Source organism: Kitasatospora sp. NPDC058478 (assembly GCF_042720345.1).
Classification (GTDB): Bacteria; Actinomycetota; Actinomycetes; order Streptomycetales; family Streptomycetaceae; genus Kitasatospora.
Map to the genome: position 1 here is coordinate 20,781 of NZ_JBHXML010000090.1, position 16,641 is coordinate 37,421.

Genomic DNA, 16,641 nt, shown 5'->3' on the forward strand with positions numbered 1-16,641 from the left:
ATCGGCGGAGGGGGCGGCGCCTCAGTGGCGGTGGTGGTTGTCGGGTTGGGCCGGGTCGCCGGGGTGCTCCAATCCCTCGACGAGGGTGAGGCGTTGGGCGCGCTCGTGGTCGAGCCAGCGGACGAAGGCGGCGCGGCGGGCGGCTTCGGTCAGGTCGGCGGTGGGGTCGCGCTCCTCCGGGGTGGTACGGACGGCGAGGAGGGCGGCCGTCCAGGGGCCGGCGGTGACCCAGGTGCCGGGCGGGGCCTCGCGGAGGGCTTCGGCGAGGGCGGCGGGCAGGGTGTCGGGGTCGGCCTCCAACTCGCCGTCGGGCAGGGCGAGGTGCCAGACGGACGACGGCGGGCGGGTGGTCAGGGTGCGGTAGTGGGCGACGTCGGCGGCGGAGGGTTCGACGTCGGCGGTGACCGCCGCGTAGACGGCCCGGACGGCTGCGCTGCCCTCGTAGGCGGCGGCGGTGATGGAGCCGAGTTCGACGGCGGCCTGCTGGTCCAGGCGGGCCGGGCCGGTGGACCGTACGGGCAGGTCGCGCTCGGTGGCGACCGCCTCGCACAGCGCCTCGGTCAGCAGCACCTGGGCGACCCAGCGGGTGAGCTGGCGGTCCTCCGAACTGCCGGGCTGGGGCAGGGCGGTGGAACGCGGGCCGGTGCGGAGGGCGGCGAGGCGGTGGTCGAGGGCGGTGCGCGGGAGCGGCCGGCCGTCGAGCAGACCGAGGGTCATGCCTCCACCTCCAGGGCGACGGTCGGGGCGTACTGGCAGCGGCCGAACCACATCACCTTGGCCAGCGCCCAGTACGCGCCGGGGTCGGTGGATTCGGGGGCGGCGATCTCGAAGTCCACGGCCGAGGACGATCCGGCCGCCACGGTGAAGCCGCGGACCGGGTCGGCGATGGCCTCCCAGGTGCCCCAGGGGGAGACGAGTTGCAGTTCGCCGCGGATCTCGCCGCGGGTGCGGTTGGTGAGGGTGAGGCCGAGGGTGGTGCGGCCGCCCGGGGTGACGCGCAGGGTCTCCTCGGAGACGGCGACGTCCAGGCCGGTGTCGCGGCCGGTGGTGGCCTTGGTGCCCTGGGCGATCGTCCAGTCCTCGGGGGTGTCGCCGGGGACGGGCAGCAGGCCGGGGAGGTCGCCGACGGCGATGGTCACGACGTCCTCGATCTCCTGGCCGTCGTGCACGATCCGGACGGCGGCGAAGTGCAGGCCGGGCAGCGCTTCGGCGGGCGGGGTGAGGGTGACCGGGAAGCGCAGGTGGCCGCCGGGCTCCAGCCGGTAGGGGCGGCTGCCGAGGCTGGTCTGCCAGCCCTCGGGCGGCAGGACGACGGCCGTGCCTTCGACCGCCGCGTCGCGCAGCTGCGAGGACAGGGCGACGGAGAGTTCGACCGCCGCGCCGTCCGTCCGCAGCAGGCCGGGCGAGGCGCCGACGGAGACCGGCAGGTAGCCGATCGGCGCCGGGCCCCGGTTGTGCAGCCAGTAGCGGGCGTGGACGGGCTGCGCGGGTTCGGCGACCGGGCCGAGGACCGGGCCGCCGGGTTCGGCGGCGACGCCGGGGGCGGCGAGCAGGGTGGCGATCTGCGAGCCGGCGAGGTCGACGCGTTCGGTGGCCTCGCCGAGGGGGCGTTCCAGCAGGTCGGCGGGCCGCAGGTGGCTCAGCCCGAGTGCGCCGCCGAGTTCCGCCGTGCGCCCGAGGCCGGTCGACTCGACCAGCCGGACGGCGAGTTCGCGCCCGACGGCCGCCGCCGATCCGTGCGCGATCGGGTTGCCGGCGGGCTTGAGCGCGCCGAGCAGGACTTCGCGCTGCGGTTCGATCCGCAGCCAGGAGAGGGCGGCCGGCAGCGGGCCTTCCTGCGGCGGCGCGATCCGGGCGTAGAGCGGGTGGTTGAACTCCTGGCCCTGGGCGGGCAGGGTCTGGCTCCGCCAGTCGCCCGGGCCGCCGACCAGGGCGTAGCTGAACTCGTGCGTCCAGTGCTGGAGTTGGAAGGAGGCGCCGTCGGGCAGGGTGCGCCGGGGCGGGTCGATCCAGACGCCGGAGGGCCAGCCGGTGCAGGAGCGCATCAGCGAGAGGTGCAGGGCTCCGGTGGTGTCGACCGCGAAGCCGGGCAGGCCGAAGCTGAGCAACGCGACGGTGTGGTCGGCGAGTTGGTCCACGACCTCGGACGGGCAGACGGCGCTGATCCGGGCGTCGGCGAGGTCCGCGACCAGCGCGGCGGCGTCCGCGACGACCAGCGCGGGCAGTGCCCGCAGGTCCCGCAGGTCGGCGCCGGGCTGCCAGACCTCGGCGAGCGGGGTGAGCGCGGGCACCCAGACCGCGCCGTGCGTCTTGAGGACGCTCGCGTACTCCTCGCCGGCCCGCTCGATCAACTCCCGGGCGGCGTCGTTCTCTTCCGGCCCGCCGAGGACGATCCGGAAGTCGGGCAGGTTGGAGTCGACGTCCAGCCAGCCGTACCGGGCCCAGTCGGCGCCGGAGGTGGTGGCGGTGACGCCGACCCGGGCGAGGGCGACCACCAGCGGGCGGGCGTCGGCGGCGTCGTCCAGGCTCGGGACGACCACCTCGGCGACGCCCAACGCCCGCTCCCCCAGCGGAGATCCGGCCGGGTCGGACAGGACGGCGCGCGCGGTGGCGCCGAGCCCGAACCAGGTGTTGGCCGGGTTGTCCAAGGTCCACGGCGCCTCGGCGGAGTCGACGTCGGGCAGGGCGAAGCCGCGCCCGACGACGGCGCCGGCGACCTCGCTGACCGGCAGCGCGCCGGGCAGGTCGACGGGGAAGCGCAGCCGCAGCAGTCGGTCGGCGCCGGAGTAGTCGACGACCCGGGTGCGGCAGTCGACCCGGTCGAGGCCGCGCCACAGGGTGACGGTCTGCTCGTAGCGGATCCCGTCGACGGTGCCGCCGATCACCAGCCGCTCGCCGAGCGGGCCGGTCTCGCGGCGCACGTCGGCCGGGGCCGTGCCGGAGCCGCGCACCGGTCCGCTGGGCACCAGGTGCCAGGGGCCCTCGCCGAAGTCGGGGTGCTGCGGGTACTCCTCGTAGACCCGCAGTTCGTTGCCGATCCGGCCGCCCTGGATCAACTCCCGGTCGTGCAGCAGGTCGTGGACGGAGGACAGGCCGCCGCCACGGACGGGGTCGGCGCTCACCCGGTAGCGGTCGTTGCTGATCACCACGCCCTCGGCCGCCGTCCAGGGCTCCGCCGCCGGGCCCTCCACCAGCCGCCAGGTGCGCCAGCCGAGCGCGGGGACGTCGGCGGCGAGGAAGCGCAGGGCCCCCCGGTCGACGGTGCTCGGCACGGGCTCGCCCCGGTCGTCGAGCACCCGTACCGCCCCGGTCCGCGGGGGCAGTTGGACGACGACCAGGTCGGTCCGGTCGAAGGAGAGCGTGTTGGTGACGACCACGGCCGAGTCGGCCGACCCTGCGCCGGCGGTGGAGCCGACGCCGGCGGTGGAGATCCGCGCGGTCAGCGCGTCCAGCGCCTCGTCCCGGACGGCGGCCGCGAGGTCGTGCGCCTCGCGCCAGCCGCCGAGCAGGTCTAGGTAGACCTGGTCGGACTCGGAGCCGGTGATGGCGTCGTGGTGGGCGCCGTAGGCGAGTTGGCGCCAGACCTTGTCGAGGGCGGCGGTCGGGTACTGCCCGAGGCCGTGGACGGCGGCGAGGGTGGCGAGCTTCTCGGCGTCGGCGGCGGCGACCTCGCCGGCCCGTTGGGCCTGCTTGGTGTCGATGTACGAGACGTCCTTGCCGGTGTAGACCGGGTTCATGTCGCGGGTCTGCGGGCTGGGCCGGCGGCCGGTGGCGGCGAGTTCGGCCCGGACGGCGTCGAGGAAGTCGCGCGGGGTGGCGCAGACGAAGCGCGGCCAGAGGTACTTGGCGGCCCAGGAGCGGTGGATCTCGGTGACCCACTTGTTGGGCGGGGTGTAGTCGGTGCCGACGGGCAGCAGCAGGTTCCTGGTCGCGCCGACGGGCTTGAGCTTGCGGTACAGCTCGTAGACGGCCTGTTCGGCGGTGGCGAGGTCCGGGGAGGAGTCCATCCACCAGCCGGCCGAGTAGTGGTGCGGCATGTAGTGGGTGAGCACGCCCTCGCCGGAGGGGGCGATCCACTCGAACTCGCTCGGGAACTGCATCACCCGGGCGTCGTCCTTGGCCTCGCGGAAGTTCTTCTGGATCGGGCCCCACTGGTGGAAGGGGCCGCGGGCCCAGGCGCTGCCGGTGAGGCCGGCCGCGGCGAGGTGGCCGGGGAACTGCGGGTCGTGCCCGAACACGTCGAGTTGCCAGGCGGTCTGCGGGTCGCCGCCGAGGATGTCACGCTGGTAGCCGATGCCGTAGACGAGGTTGCGGATCGTGGTCTCGGCGCCGGTGAGGTTGGTGTTGGGCTCGTTGTAGGTGCCGCCGACGAGTTCGACCTGGCCGCGCTCCAGCAGCGTGCGCAGGGTCTCGCGGCGCTCGGGGTGCTGGTCGAAGTACGGCTTGAGGTAGTCGACTTCGGCGAGGACGAACTTGTACACCGGGTCCCGCAGCGCGAGGTCCATGTGCGCGTCGACGAGCGCGAAGCCGTTGCGCTCCCAGAGGGGCCGGGTGGTGGCGTCGGCGGAGAGCAGTTCCCAGGGAGAGGTGTAGGCGGCCTGGGTGTTCCACCAGACCGGGTCGTAGTGGAAGTGCGAGACCAGGAACATCGTCCAGCCGGGCTCGGCGACCTCCACCAGGGCGTCCACGCAGGCGCCTTCCGCCTCGACGGTGACGGGAAGTTGGGTTCCCGGCTCGGGGGCGCCGGTGAGCTCCAGCGGGACTTCGACCAGCCCCGTGCCGGTCGCCTCGCCGCGCACGCCCGGACCGCTGACGGTGATCCGGGCGGCCGGGCCGTCGAGGGTGACCCGCAGCAGTTGGCGCGGGGCTTCCTCGGGACCGGTGAAGAGGTCGGTGTTCTCGACGGCGGTGATGGTGACCGGCACGGGGAGGGTCCTTTCGGTGCAGGTACGGGGGCCGGGCGCGGGGTCGGTTGCCGCGCGCCCGGCGGGAGTTGCCGGCGTGCCCGGCTACTGGCCCCAGGCCTCGAACTCGTAGATGCGGGCGGCCGGGTCGGTGTTCTGGGTGGGCTTGGTGACGACCAGCCGGACGTAGCGGGCGGTGCTGGTCACCGGGTGGGTGGTGGTGCCCGCGGTGTTGCCGGTGACGTCGGCGACCGTCGTCCAGGGGTCGGTGGTGTTCGAGCGGACCTGGATCGAGAAGTCGCGGGTGTTGAAGGCCGCGCTCTCGCCGCCCGCGCCCGCGTGCTTGACCACGAACTTGGACAGCTGCTTGGCCGAACCGAGGTCCACCTCAAGCCACTTGGAGCTGTTCAGGCTGCACCACTTGTCGCCGGTGCCGCCGTTGACGGTGCCGTTGACGGCCTTGGCCGGGCCTTCGTTGGCGTTGCACTGGCCGGAGGCGGTGGCCGGGCGGTTCAGCGCCAGGTTGCCGCCGGTCGCGGGCGGCGTGCCCGTCCAGCCGACGGTGGTGGAGGCGGCGGTGGAGCGGCCGTAGGTGGTGGAGACGGCCTCGACGTCGAGGGTGGTGGCGTCCTCGGTGCCGGCCCGGTCGAGCCGCCCGACGTAGTACGCGTCGTTGGGGGTCGCGCCGAGGAAGGTCCGGCTGCCGTCGGCGTTGCGCCGGTACACCTCGTAGTGGTGGACGTCGCCGCCGGGCGCGGCCGTCCAGGAGAGCCGCAGCGACTGGCTGGAGCCCGCCGTCACGTCGCTCGCGCCGAGGACGGTGAGGCCGCTGGGCCCCGCCGGGGCGCCCACCTCGCCGTCGTGGACGGAGATCTGGCCGATCCGCACGTCGTAGGCGGGGTCGGTGCCGTCGGCCCGGAGGGCGAGCTGGGCGATGGTGCGGCCCGCGTACGGGGCGAGGTCGAGGGTGTGCCGCTCCCACCCGGTACCGGAGTTGGCGCCGACGTCGATCGTGGTGAAGCTGTTCGGCGCGTCGGTGAAGGAGACCGCGGCCTTGAGCTTGGTGGGCCCGGCGGCCGGGGTCTTGACCACCAGGTCCAGCCTGGTGTTCGCGGCGACGGGCAGTTTGGTCTCGTACAGCCGCACGGTGTTGGCGGCGTCCAGGGTGCCGGTGAGGCGCAGCGAGGAGCCGCCCTGGTAGGCGTCGGTGAAGTCGACGGACGGGGTGAGCCGGCTGCCGCTGGAGTCGACCATCCACCGGTAGGTCGGCGGGACGTCCTGGAGGGACAGGTTGTTCCAGCCGCCGGTGGCGACCCGGGTGCCGGCGGAGTTGTAGAAGTCCCCCTGCCCGGTGTTGAAGTTGGTGACGAAGGGCTTGGCGGTGATCGGCGAGGACTCGGCGACGTAGCCGGCCAGGCCGGGCCAGTTGTCGGCGGGGTTGGCCTTGGACGGGTCGTTGTTGGCGCCGACCCAGTAGCGGGCGTCCTTGGCGTAGAAGTCGGCCCGGTCGGTGGCGGACTTCCAGGTCCATTCGGGCCGGTAGAGGCCGAGCGAGGTGGTGTGCGGCCGGCCGGCCGGGAAGAGGGAGTTCCAGTCGACGCCGGTGTTGTAGCCGTTGGCCTCGGTGTCGATGCCGGAGTAGAGGTCGTACTCGCTGCGGCCGAGTTGCCGGGCCAGTGCGCGGGAGGAGTTCAGGCCGCCGGAGCTCCAGTTGAAGTTCAGGAACATCGAGTCCGAGGTGCGCTTCGAACCGTCCTGGAGGAACGGGGAGTTGGCGGAGGTGAGGGCGTTCTGCCAGTTGACCGAGCCGGAGGTGGTCATGGCGTCGTACCACATGAACTCGGTGCCGCTCTTGGCCTTGCTGTACTGCATGAGGTTGCGCACTTCGGTGGCGAGGGCCGAATCCCCGCCGCCGGTCTCCTGGTTGATGAACCAGCCGTCGAAGCCGTAGTACTGGGCGGCCTGGGCGAGCTTGTCGGCGACGGGGTAGCTGTTGCCGGACTTCTGGACGAAGTCGCGGAGCCACTGGAGCTGGCCGCCGTAGGCGGCGGGCGGGAAGAAGACGGTGCCGTAGACCTTGACGCCGTTGCGGTGGGCGGCGTCGATGACGGTCGGGTTGGGGGCGAGGATCAGGCCCTCGCCGGCCGAGCCGCCCCAGAAGACCAGCTTGTCGACGTACTGCCAGTAGCCGAAGGCGTAGTAGTTGGGGTCGGCGGAGCCCTGGGAGGGGTTGTTGGAGGTGGGCCCGAAGGAGACCAGGGAGGCGACCTTCCCTTCGCCGGTGCGGGCGTTGGGGTTGGCCTTGAGGGCGGGGTCGCTGGTGCGCGGCTGGAGCGGGACGCTGGAGCGGTTGAAGCGGGCGTCCGGGTCGGTGGCCGGGTCCCAGTTGAGGATGGTGGAGGGGTACCAGTACGAGGCGTAGGGCTGGGTGCCGGGGGTGCCGGGCGTACTGGCGGTCGGGGTGGTGGGCGCCTGCGGCCCGGCGTGGGCGGCGGGGGCGGCGCCCAGCACGGCGGCCGCGAGGGCGGCGCTGAGCAGCAGGGGTATCCGTCGTGACATGCGTGGCTCCGATCGAGCGGAGGTGGGTGGGGGCGGGCCGTCGGCGTGGACGGGCCGGGTGCATGTGGGCGTGGCGGTGCGCGCGGAGGGGGCGACCGCGGCGCCGCTGCGGCCGGCCGCGGCGGCGGGCCTGCGGAGGGGGGCGGGCCTGGGTGCGCGCCGGGCGGAGGCCGCTCGGCGCAGCGAACCTAAACCGGTTCAGGAGCGCTGTCAACGACTCGCGCAGCAACCACCCCGTCGGGTGGCTCGGCCCCCGGCGGCGAGGTGGACTCGCGCACGGTCAGCCGCGGCGTGGGCATCTGCAGGTCGCGCCCGGAGCCGGCCTCGTCGAGGGCCGCCAGCAGGCTGCGGGCGACCTGCTCGCCGAGCGCGAAGGTGTCCCGGCTGAGCGCGGTCAGCGGCGGGTGGACGATCCGGGCCAGCACCGAGTCGTCGAAGGAGACGATGGACAGTTCGGCGGGCACCGCGACGCCCATCTCCCCGGCCACGCCGAGCCCGGCGACGGCCATCACATCGCTGTCGTAGACGATCGCGGTGGGCCGCCGGGGCCGGGAGAGCAGGGTGCGGGTGGCGGCGGCGCCCTCGGCGTCGCTGAAGTCGGTGGGCACCGACACGGCCTCCTCCAGCCCGAGCCGGCGGGAGGCGTCGCGCAGCGCGCGGATCCGCCGCTGGGTGTGCTGGAAGTGCGGCAGCCCGGCGAGGTGGGCGATCCGGCGGTGCCCGATGGCCGCCAGGTAGTCGACGATGGAGAGCATCGCCTCCCGGTCGTCGGCCCAGATCCGCAGCGGGCCGCCGCCCTTGCCGGGCCCGCCCAGGATGACGGCGGGCAGGCCGAGTTCGTCCAGCACCGGCAGCCGCGGGTCGCGGACCTGGAGGTCGACGACGATGAAGCCGTCGACCCGGTGCTCGGAGGCCCAGCGCCGGTAGACCTCGATCTCGGCGGCGGTGTCCTCGACCACCATCAGGTGCAGCGCGACGGAGCTGGCCGAGAGCACCGCCTGGAGGCCGGACAGCAGTTGGCTGAAGAACGGCTCGACGCCGATGGTGCGGGCCGGGCGGGCGATCACCAGCCCGACGGCGTCGGCCCTGGCTCCGCCGAGGGCCCGCGCGGCGCTGTGCGGGCGCCAGTTCATCTCCTCGGCGACCCGCAGGATCCGGGCCCTGGTCGCCTCGCTCACGCCGGGGCGGCCGTTGAGCGCGAAGGACACCGCGCCCTTGGAGACACCGGCCTGGCGCGCGATGTCGGCGATCGTCGGTCTGGCCACAGAACCCGACTCCTCTCTTGACATCCAAGTTTAGGCGGGAGCATAGTCCCTGGCATAGCTAGACCGGTTTAGTAATACAGGTTCTGGAACTCGGCACCACCCCCGTGACCCAAAACCACCCCCCGAGCTCGGCACGATCCCCCACCCACCCCCAGGACCGGGAGACCCTCATGCGAAGAATCTGGGCGGCACTGACCACGACGGCGTTCACCGCGGCCGCACTCACCGGCTGCGGACTCGGCTCCAGCGAAAGCAAGAACAGCGACAGCGTGGCGAGTGCGGCCGCCACCGGCGAGGTCAAGGGCAAGGTCTCGATCCAGACCTGGGCGCTCAAGCCGAAGTTCACCGACTACGTCCAAGGCGTCCTCGACGGCTTCAAGAAGAAGTACCCCGGCGTCGAGGTCGAGTGGCTCGACCAGCCCGGCGAGGGCTACTCCGACAAGGTCCTCAGCCAGGCCGCGTCCGGCGGCCTGCCCGACGTGGTCAACCTCCCGCCGGACTTCGCCTTCCCGCTGGCCAAGAAGGACCTCCTGCTGGACGTCCTCAAGGCCGACCCCAAGCTCGCCGACGAGTACGTCGCAGGCGGCGTCGAGGCCTACCGCTACACCGGCCTGAACGGCACCTTCGGCTACCCGTGGTACCTCAACACCGATGTGAACTACTGGAATTCGGAACTCCTGACGAAGAACGGACTGGACCCGAAGAAGCTCCCCGCCAGCCTGGACGACCTGATCGCCCAGTCCCGGGCGATGAAGGAGAAGTCCGGCGGCCAGACCTACCTGATGAGCCGCAAGCCGGGCCTCGGCGACCTCTACAACGCCGGCGTGAAGCTGATGTCCGACGACGGCAAGTCCTTCACCTTCAACACCCCCGAGGCCGCCGCGCTGCTCGACAAGTACCGCGACGCCTTCAAGGAGGGCCTGCTGCCCAAGGACGTGCTGACCAACACCTACGTCGGCAACTCCAAGCTCTTCAACGCGGGCACGGCGGCCTGGACCACCGGCGGCGGCAACTTCATCACCAGCCTCGCCACCGACAACCCGACGATGGCCCCGAAGATGCTCTCCTCCCCCACCATGGGCGTCCCGCCGCTGTACGTGCAGGGCCTGGCCATCCCGAAGAACACCAAGAACCCGGCCGCCGCCGTCGCCCTCGCCCGCTGGGTCACCAGTCCCGAGAACCAGGCCGCGTTCTCCCACCTGACCAGCGTCTTCCCGTCCACCAAGGCCTCCGCGAACGACCCGTTCTTCAGCAAGAGCGACGGCACCAACGCCGGCGACGCCAAGGTGGTCGCCTTCGACTCGCTCGCCAAGGCCAAGCTGATCCAGCCCGTCCAGGTCGACGACGCCATGAGCACCATCATCAACCAGCAGATCGCGCTGGCCATCAGCGGCGACGCGAGCTCCAAGCAGGCGCTGGACTCCGCCGTCGAGCAGTGCAACAAGCTGCTCAAGGGCTGACGGCCGACCGCCACCCCGACCGTACCGGTCGAGCGGCGGGCCACCCCCGCCCGCCGCACCCGGGAATGACCCGCACCACCCCCAGGAAGGCAACGGCATGACCCACCGGCGTTGGTTCACCCCCTGGCTGCTCGCCGGGCCCGCGATACTCTGGCTGGCCGTCTTCAACCTCTGGCCGGCCGTCAACACGGTGATCCTGTCCTTCACCAACGCCAAGCCCCTGGGCGGCGGGCAGTTCACCGGCCTGGAGAACTACGGGCGCCTGCTCGACGACGAACAGCTCGCCGACGCCCTGCTCAACAGCATCGTCTTCATGCTGGTCTGCCTGCCCCTGCTGACCATCCTGCCGCTGCTGCTCGCCCTGCTCGTCCAGCGCAAGGTCCCCGGCATCACCTTCTTCCGCACCGCCTTCTACACCCCGGTCATCGCCTCCGCCGTCGTGGTGGCGCTGATCTGGGGCTGGGTGCTGGACGACCGCGGCCTGGTCAACGGCCTGCTCCAGCAGTCCGGGATGACCGACTCCCCGGTCGCCTTCCTCACCGACCGCTGGCTGCTGCTGTTCAGCGCGATCGCCCTGACCGTCTGGAAGGGCTTCGGCTACTACATGGTCATCTACCTGTCCGCCCTCGCCAACGTCCCGCGCGAACTGCACGAGGCGGCGGCCGTCGACGGCGCCAGCCCGATCCGCCGGTTCTGGCACGTCACCCTGCCCGGGGTGCGGCCGACCATGATGCTGGTCTCCGTCCTCATCTCGGTCAGCGCGCTGCGCGTCTTCTCCGAGCTGTACGTGCTCTCCCACGGCCAGGGCGGCCCGGGCGGGCGGGACATGTCGGTGGTGATGCTGATCCAGATGTACAGCCGCGGCTTCAACGGCCACCTCGGCTACGCCTCCGCGCTCAGCCTGATGCTGTTCGTCATCACCCTCGGCCCGATGCTGCTGCTGATGCGCCTGAACCGGAAGGCGGCCTGAACCCCGTGACCTCCCCCCGTTCGAAGGCCGCCCGCCGCGCTCAAGACGCCCAGGGATCCCGGGGTTTCAACACCCCCTCCCCCGCCCAGACCGCCGGCCGCTACCTGCTCCTGGTGCTCGTCCTGCTGCTGGTGGTCGGGCCGTTCCTGTGGCAGCTCTCCACCTCCCTCAAGGGCCCCAACGAGGACGTCTACACCAGCACCCCGAGCTTCATCCCCGAACAGCTGACCTTCGGCAACTACGGCAAGGTCGCCGAGACCATCCCGGTCTGGACCTACGCCCTCAACTCGCTGATCGTCGCCGCCATCTGCATCACCGGCAACGTGGTCGGCTGCACCCTGGCCGGCTACGCGCTCGCCCGGCTGCGCTTCCGCGGCGCCAAGCTCGTCCTCGGCCTCTTCCTCGCCACCCTGGTGCTCCCCGGCGAGGTCACCATCGTCTCCCAGTACGTGCTGGTGCGCGGCCTCGGTCTGGCCGACAGCCTGACCGGCGTCGCCCTGCCCGGCGCGATCGCCATGCTCAACGTGCTGCTGATGCGCACCGCCTTCGCCGCCGTCCCGCTCGAACTCGACCAGGCCGCCCTGGTCGACGGCGCCACCGTGTGGCAGCGGCTCTGGCACATCAGCCTGCCCAACGTGCGCGGCATGCTCAGCGTGATCGTCATCTTCACCTTCATCGGCGCCTGGGACGACTTCCTCTGGCCACTGATCGTGCTCAACGACCCGCAGAAGTACACCCTCACCGTCGGACTCCAGTACCTCAACGGCACCTTCTCCGCGAACCCGCGGCTGATCGCGGCCGGCACCATGATCGCCTTCCTGCCGATCGTCGTGGTGTTCGGCGTCTGCCAGCGCTTCTTCTTCAAGGGCGTCGAGGAGGGAGCCGTCAAGGGTTAGGCCCGGTCCGACCGAGGACGTGTCCGACGACTCCTGACCCCACCGCCCGCTCGCCCCAAACCCGTTGAGGAATCACCCGCCCATGAGCACCCCCGCACCGCAGCGCCCCCGCTTCGGCGTCAACTACACACCCAGCGCCGGCTGGTTCCACCACTGGCTCGACTTCGACCTCGACGCCGTCCGCGCCGACTTCGACTCGATCGCCGCACTCGGCCTGGACCACGTCCGGGTCTTCCCGCTCTGGCCGCTGTTCCAGCCCAACCGCACCCTGATCCGCCCGCGCGCCGTCGAGCAGTTGGCGGCCCTGGTGGACGCGGCCGGCGAACGCGGCCTGGACGTCGCGGTGGACGGCCTCCAGGGCCACCTGTCGAGCTTCGACTTCCTGCCCTCCTGGACCCAGACCTGGCACCGGCGCAACATCTTCACCGACCCCGAGGTCCTCGACGGCCAGGCCGCCTACCTGCGCACCCTCGCCGAGGCGCTGCACGAGCGGCCCAACTTCCTCGGCATGACGCTCGGCAACGAGATCAACCAGTTCTCCGGCGAACCGCACCCCGACCCCGACCGGATCACCCCCGGACAGGCCGACGCCTGGCTGCGCCGGATGCTCGACGCCTGCGAACAGGGCGCGCCCGGCCGGATGCACCTGCACGCCTCCTACGACGCCGCCTGGTACCTGGACGAACACCCGTTCACCCCCTGGCACTCGGCCCGGATCGGCGCCGCCACCGCCGTGCACTCCTGGGTGTTCAACGGCACCGCCCAGCGCTACGGCGCCCACTCCACCACCACCGCGCAGCACGCCGCCTACCTGGTCGAGCTCTCCAAGGCCTGGGCGGACGACCCGGCCCGCCCGGTCTGGCTCCAGGAGGTCGGCGCCCCCGCCCCGCACATCACCGCCGAGGACGCCGCCCGGTTCACCGGTGCCACCGTCGAGGCCGTGCTCGACTGCCCGGACGTGTGGGGCGTCACCTGGTGGTGCTCGCACGACGTGGACCGCTCGCTGGCAGACTTCCCCGAGCTGGAGTACAGCCTCGGCCTGCTCACCACCGACCGCGCGGTCAAGCCGGCCGGCGCCCGGCTGGCCGAGGCCGCCGCCGAGGCGCGCCGCTCCTGGCAGCCGCCCGCGCCGCGCACCACCGCCGTGGTGGTGGCCACCGGGGACGAGGTGACCGCGCCCAAGCGCTCGGTCTGCGGGCCCGGCGGCGCCGTCTACGAGGCGTTCATGCGCCTCGCCGAGGCGGGCGCCCGCCCGACCACCGTCCTCGCCGAGCACGCCGAGGACCAGGCCCACCTGGCCGCGCGCGGGATCACCGAGGTGGTCCACCCGGACGACGTACGGTCCCTGTAACCCTTCGCCCCAGCCGTTACCCCTCAGTCACGATCCTCACTCACGCCCCTCAGACACGCCCCTCAGTCACGCCCCTCAGACACGCCCCTCAGTCACGCAACGGAGCCCGCTGACATGCACGATGACCGCACGCTGGTCGAGTCCCGCCTCAAGCGCGTCCTGGACGAGCGCATCCGCCCGGCCGTCTACCCCGAGTCCGTCCCGCTGGAGGTCGGCATCTGGACGGCACCCGGCGAGCCCGTCCCGGTCGCCGAGGGCCTGGCCGCGCCGCGCACCCCGATCGCGGTCGGCGACGCCTGGGGCGCGCCGTGGGGCACCAGCTGGATCACCGTGACCGGCACCGTGCCGCAGGCCTGGGCCGGGCGGACGGTCGAGGCGCTGATCGACCTCGGCTTCGACGCCAACATGCCCGGCTTCCAGTGCGAGGGCCTGGTCTACCGCCCGGACGGCACCCCGGTGAAGGGCCTCAACCCGCAGAACCAGTGGGTGCGCATCGCCGCCCCCGCGGCCGGCGGCGAGCAGGTCCTGCTGCACGTCGAGGCGGCCTCCAACCCGGTCATCCTGGACTACCACCCCTTCCTGCCCACCGAGTTGGGCGACAAGGACACCGCCGGCGACCAGCCGCAGTACAAGCTGACCCGGATGGACCTCGCCGTCTTCGACGAGACGGTCTGGCAGCTGGTGATCGACCTGGAGGTGCTCGGCGAGCTGATGGCCGAGCTGCCGGTGGACGGCGCCCGCCGCTGGGACGTCCTGCGCGCGGTCGAGCGGGCGCTCGACGCGATCGACCTCCAGGACGTCAACGGCACGGCGGCCGCCGCCCGTTCGGAGCTCGCCGGGGTGCTGGCCGCGCCCGCCGTGCCGTCCGCGCACCGGATCAGTGCGATCGGCCACGCGCACATCGACTCGGCCTGGCTCTGGCCGCTGCGCGAGACCGTCCGCAAGGTGGCGCGCACCACCGCCAACATGACCGCGCTGCTGGAGGACGAGCCGGACTTCCTCTACACCATGTCCCAGGCGCAGCAGTTCGCCTGGATCAAGGAGCACCGCCCCGAGGTGTACGCCCGGGTGCAGAAGGCCGTGGCGGAGGGCCGGTTCGTCCCGGCCGGCGGCATGTGGGTCGAGTCCGACACCAACATGCCCAGCTCGGAGGCGATGGCCCGGCAGTTCGTGCACGGCAAGCGGTTCTTCCTGGACGAGTTCGGGGTGGAGAACCACGAGGCGTGGCTGCCCGACACCTTCGGCTTCACCGGCGGCCTGCCCCAGATCATCCGCAACGCGGGCTCCAAGTGGCTGCTGACGCAGAAGATCTCGTGGAGCCAGATCAACAAGTTCCCGCACCACACCTTCCTCTGGGAGGGCATCGACGGAACGAGGATCTTCACCCACTTCCCGCCCGTGGACACCTACAACTGCTCCATGAAGGGCAGCGAGATCGCCCACGCGGCAAGGAACTTCAAGGACAAGGGAGTGGCCCGGCACTCGCTCGCCCCGACCGGCTGGGGCGACGGCGGCGGCGGCACCACCCGCGAGATGGTCGCCAAGGCGGGCCGGATGAAGGACCTGGAGGGCTCGGCCACCGTCCGCTGGGAGAAGCCCGCCGAGTTCTTCGCCAAGGCCGAGGCCGAGTACCCGAACCCGCCGGTCTGGGTCGGCGAGCTCTACCTGGAGCTGCACCGGGCCACCCTGACCAGCCAGGCGAAGACCAAGCAGGGCAACCGGCGCAGCGAGAACCTGCTGCGCGAGGCCGAACTCTGGTGCGCCACTGCGTCGTTGCGCACCGGCGCGGCCTACCCGTACGAGCAGCTGGACCGGATCTGGAAGACCGTCCTGCTGCACCAGTTCCACGACATCCTGCCCGGCTCCTCCATCGCCTGGGTGCACCGCGAGGCCGAGGCGACGTACGCGGCGCTGGCCGCGGAGCTGGACTCGCTGATCGACGGCGCCCAGCAGGCCCTCGCCGGGGACACCGCCGGCGGGCGCGAGCTGGTGTTCAACTCGGCGCCGCACCCGCGCTCGGCCGTCCCGGCCGGCGGGGCCGCCCCGGCCGTGTTCGGCGCGGGCGCCTGCGAGGTCGTCGAGCGGCCCGAGGGCGGCTTCCTGCTGCGCAACGGGCTGCTGGACGTGGTCGTGGACGCCGACGGCCTGGTGGCGTCGGTGGTCGAGGTGGCGAGCGGCCGGGAGAGCGTCGCCCCCGGCACCCGGGCCAACCTGCTCCAGTTGCACCCGGACTTCCCCAACATGTGGGACGCCTGGGACGTCGACCAGTTCTACCGCAACACCGTCACCGACCTGACCGCCGTGGACGCGCTGACGGCGCTCTCCGCCCCCGACCAGGCCGCGGTCCGGGTCGCGCGCTCCTTCGGCTCGTCCACCGTCGTCCAGACGCTCACCCTGCGGGCGGGCGAGCAGCGGCTCGACATCGACACCGAGGTCGACTGGCACGAGACCGAGAAGTTCCTCAAGGCCGCGTTCCCGCTGGACGTGCACACCGAGCGGTACGCCGCCGAGACCCAGTTCGGCCACCTCTACCGGCCCACCCACACCAACACCAGCTGGGACGCCGCCAAGTTCGAGGCCTGCAACCACCGCTTCGTCCACCTCGACGAACCCGGCTGGGGCGTCGCCCTCGTCACCGCCTCCACCTACGGCCACGACGTCACCCGCGCCGTGCGCGACACCGACGGCGGCACCACCACCACGGTCCGCTTCTCGCTGCTGCGCGCGCCCCGCTTCCCCGACCCGAAGACCGACCAGGGCCTGCACCGCTTCCGGCACGCCCTCGTCCCGGGCGCGGCGATCGGCGACGCCGTCCGCGAGGGCTACCGGATCGGCCTGCCCGAGCGGCGCGTCACCGGCAGCGCCGAGCAGGTCGCGCCGCTGGTGCAGCTGGACAACGACGCGCTGGTGGTCAGCGCGGTCAAGCTCGCCGACGACCGCAGCGGCGACCTGATCGTCCGGGTCTACGAGGCCGGCGGCGGCCGTGCCCGTGGCCTGCTCACCACCTCCTACCCGCTGGCCGGCGCCGTCCCCTGCGACCTGCTGGAGCGGCCCTGGGACGGCACCCGCGGCGAGGTGGCCGTGGAGGACGGCGCGGTGCGGCTGGCGCTGCGGCCGTTCGAGCTGGTCACGCTGCGTCTGAGCGCGGCGGGCTGAGCACCGTCGGCTGACGGGGGTGGGGGGGGGCGGGGGTGGGGGGCCCCCCCCCCCCCCCCCCCCCCCCCCGAGGCGCCCCA

At 72.6% G+C, this 16,641-nt stretch carries 9 protein-coding genes; 5 read left to right on the forward strand and 4 right to left on the reverse strand.

What is annotated here, in order from left to right; genetic code table 11:
* Positions 1 to 21: 21 nt before the first annotated feature.
* The 4 genes from ACFWPT_RS36000 to ACFWPT_RS36015 all read right to left on the reverse strand — a co-directional run bounded on the left by ACFWPT_RS36000 (position 22) and on the right by ACFWPT_RS36015 (position 8,728).
* On the reverse strand, positions 22 to 717 hold the full coding sequence (locus ACFWPT_RS36000; RefSeq protein ID WP_380380613.1) for a hypothetical protein: 696 nt from the start codon (positions 715 to 717) through the stop codon (positions 22 to 24).
* A complete protein-coding gene (locus ACFWPT_RS36005) occupies positions 714 to 4,925 on the reverse strand; it encodes an NEW3 domain-containing protein (RefSeq protein ID WP_380487000.1) in 4,212 nt (1,403 codons plus the stop codon). The genes ACFWPT_RS36000 and ACFWPT_RS36005 overlap by 4 nt, the downstream gene beginning before the upstream one ends.
* 84 nt (positions 4,926 to 5,009) lie before the next feature.
* A complete protein-coding gene (locus ACFWPT_RS36010) occupies positions 5,010 to 7,463 on the reverse strand; it encodes a discoidin domain-containing protein (RefSeq protein WP_380487002.1) in 2,454 nt (817 codons plus the stop codon).
* A 188-nt stretch (positions 7,464 to 7,651) separates the two neighbouring features.
* Positions 7,652 to 8,728, reverse strand: coding sequence for a LacI family DNA-binding transcriptional regulator (locus tag ACFWPT_RS36015; protein WP_363369566.1), 1,077 nt, complete (start codon positions 8,726 to 8,728; stop codon positions 7,652 to 7,654).
* Positions 8,729 to 8,898: 170 nt separating this feature from the next.
* Between ACFWPT_RS36015 and ACFWPT_RS36020 the strand changes: the two genes are divergently transcribed.
* The 5 genes from ACFWPT_RS36020 to ACFWPT_RS36040 all read left to right on the forward strand — a co-directional run bounded on the left by ACFWPT_RS36020 (position 8,899) and on the right by ACFWPT_RS36040 (position 16,561).
* Positions 8,899 to 10,188, forward strand: a complete 1,290-nt coding sequence (locus tag ACFWPT_RS36020) for an extracellular solute-binding protein (protein WP_380487005.1) — start codon at positions 8,899 to 8,901, stop codon at positions 10,186 to 10,188.
* 97 nt (positions 10,189 to 10,285) lie between these two features.
* Entirely contained in the window at positions 10,286 to 11,158 is an 873-nt protein-coding gene (locus ACFWPT_RS36025; RefSeq protein WP_380339560.1) for a carbohydrate ABC transporter permease, read from the forward strand.
* Positions 11,159 to 11,163: 5 nt separating this feature from the next.
* Complete coding sequence (locus ACFWPT_RS36030; protein ID WP_380380195.1) at positions 11,164 to 12,054, forward strand: carbohydrate ABC transporter permease; 891 nt, start codon at positions 11,164 to 11,166, stop codon at positions 12,052 to 12,054.
* 82 nt (positions 12,055 to 12,136) lie between these two features.
* Positions 12,137 to 13,405, forward strand: coding sequence for a glycosyl hydrolase (locus ACFWPT_RS36035; RefSeq protein ID WP_380487008.1), 1,269 nt, complete (start codon positions 12,137 to 12,139; stop codon positions 13,403 to 13,405).
* A 114-nt stretch (positions 13,406 to 13,519) separates the two neighbouring features.
* Positions 13,520 to 16,561, forward strand: coding sequence for an alpha-mannosidase (locus tag ACFWPT_RS36040; RefSeq protein WP_380380197.1), 3,042 nt, complete (start codon positions 13,520 to 13,522; stop codon positions 16,559 to 16,561).
* The last annotated feature ends 80 nt before the right edge of the window (positions 16,562 to 16,641 follow it).

Coding starts and splice junctions, on each gene's coding strand:
- ACFWPT_RS36000 (WP_380380613.1), bottom strand. CDS start 717: ATGACCCTCGGTCTGCTCGACGGCCGGCCGCTCCCGCGCACCGCCCTC.
- ACFWPT_RS36010 (WP_380487002.1), bottom strand. CDS start 7,463: ATGTCACGACGGATACCCCTGCTGCTCAGCGCCGCCCTCGCGGCCGCC.
- ACFWPT_RS36020 (WP_380487005.1), top strand. CDS start 8,899: ATGCGAAGAATCTGGGCGGCACTGACCACGACGGCGTTCACCGCGGCC.
- ACFWPT_RS36025 (WP_380339560.1), top strand. CDS start 10,286: ATGACCCACCGGCGTTGGTTCACCCCCTGGCTGCTCGCCGGGCCCGCG.
- ACFWPT_RS36035 (WP_380487008.1), top strand. CDS start 12,137: ATGAGCACCCCCGCACCGCAGCGCCCCCGCTTCGGCGTCAACTACACA.
- ACFWPT_RS36040 (WP_380380197.1), top strand. CDS start 13,520: ATGCACGATGACCGCACGCTGGTCGAGTCCCGCCTCAAGCGCGTCCTG.